The 2,716-nt window shown below is 66.9% G+C and carries 4 protein-coding genes; 3 read left to right on the forward strand and 1 reads right to left on the reverse strand.

Translation table 11 applies throughout. The features are described from left to right. From ACT84W_RS04225 to ACT84W_RS04235, 3 genes are all read left to right on the forward strand, one after another. On the forward strand, positions 1 to 434 hold a 434-nt coding region (locus tag ACT84W_RS04225), incomplete at its 5' end, for an ATP-binding domain-containing protein (RefSeq protein ID WP_444328314.1). Between the two features lie 72 nt (positions 435 to 506). Further along, positions 507 to 1,115 (forward strand): HAD family hydrolase, encoded by a 609-nt coding sequence (locus tag ACT84W_RS04230; RefSeq protein ID WP_444328315.1) that lies wholly within the window; start codon positions 507 to 509, stop codon positions 1,113 to 1,115. A gap of 140 nt (positions 1,116 to 1,255) precedes the next feature. After that, a complete protein-coding gene (locus ACT84W_RS04235; RefSeq protein ID WP_444328316.1) occupies positions 1,256 to 1,858 on the forward strand; it encodes a TetR/AcrR family transcriptional regulator in 603 nt (200 codons plus the stop codon). Positions 1,859 to 2,028: 170 nt separating this feature from the next. Here ACT84W_RS04235 and ACT84W_RS04240 read toward each other — a convergent pair. Then, positions 2,029 to 2,716 (reverse strand): Wadjet anti-phage system protein JetD domain-containing protein (locus tag ACT84W_RS04240; RefSeq protein ID WP_444328317.1); only part of this gene is annotated, 688 nt, incomplete at its 5' end.

Genomic DNA, 2,716 nt, shown 5'->3' on the forward strand with positions numbered 1-2,716 from the left:
ACCCCGACGAGCAGATGCGCCTGACGTCGGTGCATCGCGGCGGCGTGGCGCCCGTTGTGCGCGAGTTCGCTGCCGACGACGTCGACGGCTACGTGGCTGAGCTGCGGCGCATTGCCGAGGGGGCCGCCGACGCCGAAGGCCTCACCGCCATCGTGACCGAGAGCGACCCGCGCTGCGGTTGGCTCGCCAAGCAGCTGGGAGATCGCGTCGAGGTGCTCGGCAAGGACTCCGACCTGCCCAAGTCCGGCGTCGTGCTGCTGCCGCTGCGCGTGGCCAAGGGCCTCGAGTTCGACGAGGTCGTCATCCCCGACGCGCAGGCCGAGGTCTACCCCGACACGCCGCTCGCCCGCCGCCGCCTCTACACCGCCATCAGCCGCGCAATGCACCGCGTGACCGTCCTCTCGCAAGGCCCGATGACCCCGCTGCTCGCCTAGCCCTCGCCCCCGGCTTTCCGCGCCATCCAAGGCGGATATACTGGGAGCGAAAAAACGGCGAGAGGGGATCAAATGGCAGCGGGCGCGGCGATCAAGAACGTCATCTTCGACATGGGCAACGTGCTCATGCGCTTCGACGGGCCGTGCTTCTCGGCCCAGTTCACCGACGACGAGGAGGACGCCGCCGCACTCAACCGCGCGCTCTTTGCGAGCCCCGTCTGGAACCTGCTCGATTCCGGCACCGTGAGCTACGACACCATGCTTCGCGTGGCGCGCGCCCACCTGGACGAGCGGCTCTGGCCGAACCTCGACGCCTGCTTCGCCGGCTGGGCCAAGTACTCCTCCCCCATCGAAGAGACGAACGCGCTCGTCCGCGAGCTCAAGGACTCCGGCTACGGCGTCTACCTGCTCTCTAATGCCGGGACGCGCATCCACGAGCAGCTCGACCACATGCCAGCCTGGGAACTCATGGACGGCGCCGTGGTCTCGGCCGAGGAGCGCATGATGAAGCCGGACCCGGCCGTCTACCAGCTGCTTTGCGATCGCTACGGGCTCGAGCCCGCCGAGTGCCTCTTTGTGGACGACAACGCGGACAACTGCGAGGGGGCGCGCGTCGCGGGCATGCGCGCCGTGCGCTACACCGGCGATGTCTCCGCGATCCGCGAGGAGCTAGCGGAGTAGGAACCGCCAGCCGACGGCGTACGTAACCAAACGGCAACTCTGTGTAACCAACATCTGTTGCGGGACGCAAAAGGCCAGTAACACAGCATCGGTAGGATTTTGGCTGGATATCCGCGAATCTACCGATGCTGGGGGCCCACATGGAGACTACCAGGGCAAAGGCGCCGTTCGACCGACGCGTGCGCAGGACCCGCGCCGCGATCAAGCAAAGCTACCTCTCGCTGTGCTCGCGCAAGCCGAGCGGGCAGATCACCGTCAAAGAAGTCATGTCGCTCGCGAACGTGAATCGCGCGACGTTTTATGCGCACTTCGCGAACCTTGAGGAGCTGACCGCCGCCATCGAGGTCGACGCCGCCGAGCACATCGAGGCGCGTTGCGAAGAAGAGTTCGCCGGCAAGGACCTCCGCTCTGCCGCGGACATCGCCTGCGCCGTCTGCGCGGCGGCGATGGGCGAGCCGGACGAGCTCAGGCGGGTCGTGTCGCACGGGTCGACCGGGCGCGGGCGCGACCTGCTGCGCGAGAAGGCGTGGTCGCGCTGGAGCGCCGCGCTGGGCGACGGCAACAGCGAGGGTGAGGGTGCGGGCGAAGGCGAGGGCGGCGGCGCCTCCGACGAGCTGGCGTTCGACCTGCTGTTCGACGGGTGCCTCGGCGTAATCGCGGAATGGCTCGACGCCGAGGGAAGGATCGACGACGAGCAGGTCAAGGCGACGATCCGCGCAGCGGTTCAGAAGCTCGCGGGCTAGCGCCGCGATAAGTTCCCAAGCACCGCCACGGGTGTCCAAAATCGCTGCTCCCGGTGACAGTCATTGGGAGCAGCATTTTTTGCCACCCATCAGCCAATGACTGTCACCCAGTGATGGGTGGCACAGGAAGCTGCACGCAATGACTGTCACCCAGTGATGATCGCGGAGGGTTAGAGGTCGCGCTTGGTCAGGATCTCCTGCGGGATGAGGCAGCAGTCCTCGATGACGGCCTTCGCGTACGCCGCGGCCTCGGACGTGAGGCCGTCGCAGATCACGGAAGTGTCCCCCACCTCGAGGTTGATCTGGCCGGTCTTCTCGTTGTCGCCAGGCTCGGGGAAGCGCGCCATCGCGCGGTCGCACATGAGCTGGTAGGCGGGCGTGAACGGCTTGACCTCGAACTTTCCCTCGAGCAGCGCCTGGAGCTTGATCAGGATGTCGAGGCCGGCGCGGTCGATATCGCCCCAGTACAGGACCTCGTAGCTCTCGGCCCCGAGGGTATCGAGCAAGAGGTGCAGGCGGTTCTGCTCGAGCACGGGCATACCGCCGCCGAGCACGACGGCATGGATGCGCTCGCCGAGAATCTGGCTGACGCCGTCCTCGTACATGAGGTCGTGCACGTCGAGCCAGGGGTCGAGGTTCTCGGTCACGAGCACGCGCATGTGCTTGCGGCGGCGCGGCGCGTGGAACAGCAGGTCGGCCTTGGGCAGCGGGCGGTGGCGGATTAGGTCCTCGACGCCCATGGAGCGCAGGAGCTTGAAGCCGTCGGAGCCATACTCGAAGAACTTCTCGTCCCCGCCCATCTGGTAGGCGAGCTGGCGGCGCGTGATGTCGCCGATCATGGTGCCACTGACCAGGAAC

This window comes from Paratractidigestivibacter sp., assembly GCF_052362415.1.
Lineage (GTDB): Bacteria > Actinomycetota > Coriobacteriia > Coriobacteriales > Atopobiaceae > Paratractidigestivibacter.

Bases quoted from the DNA above. Each gene is read 5' to 3' on its own strand.
- ACT84W_RS04230 (WP_444328315.1), top strand. From the start codon at position 507: ATGGCAGCGGGCGCGGCGATCAAGAACGTCATCTTCGACATGGGCAAC.
- ACT84W_RS04235 (WP_444328316.1), top strand. From the start codon at position 1,256: ATGGAGACTACCAGGGCAAAGGCGCCGTTCGACCGACGCGTGCGCAGG.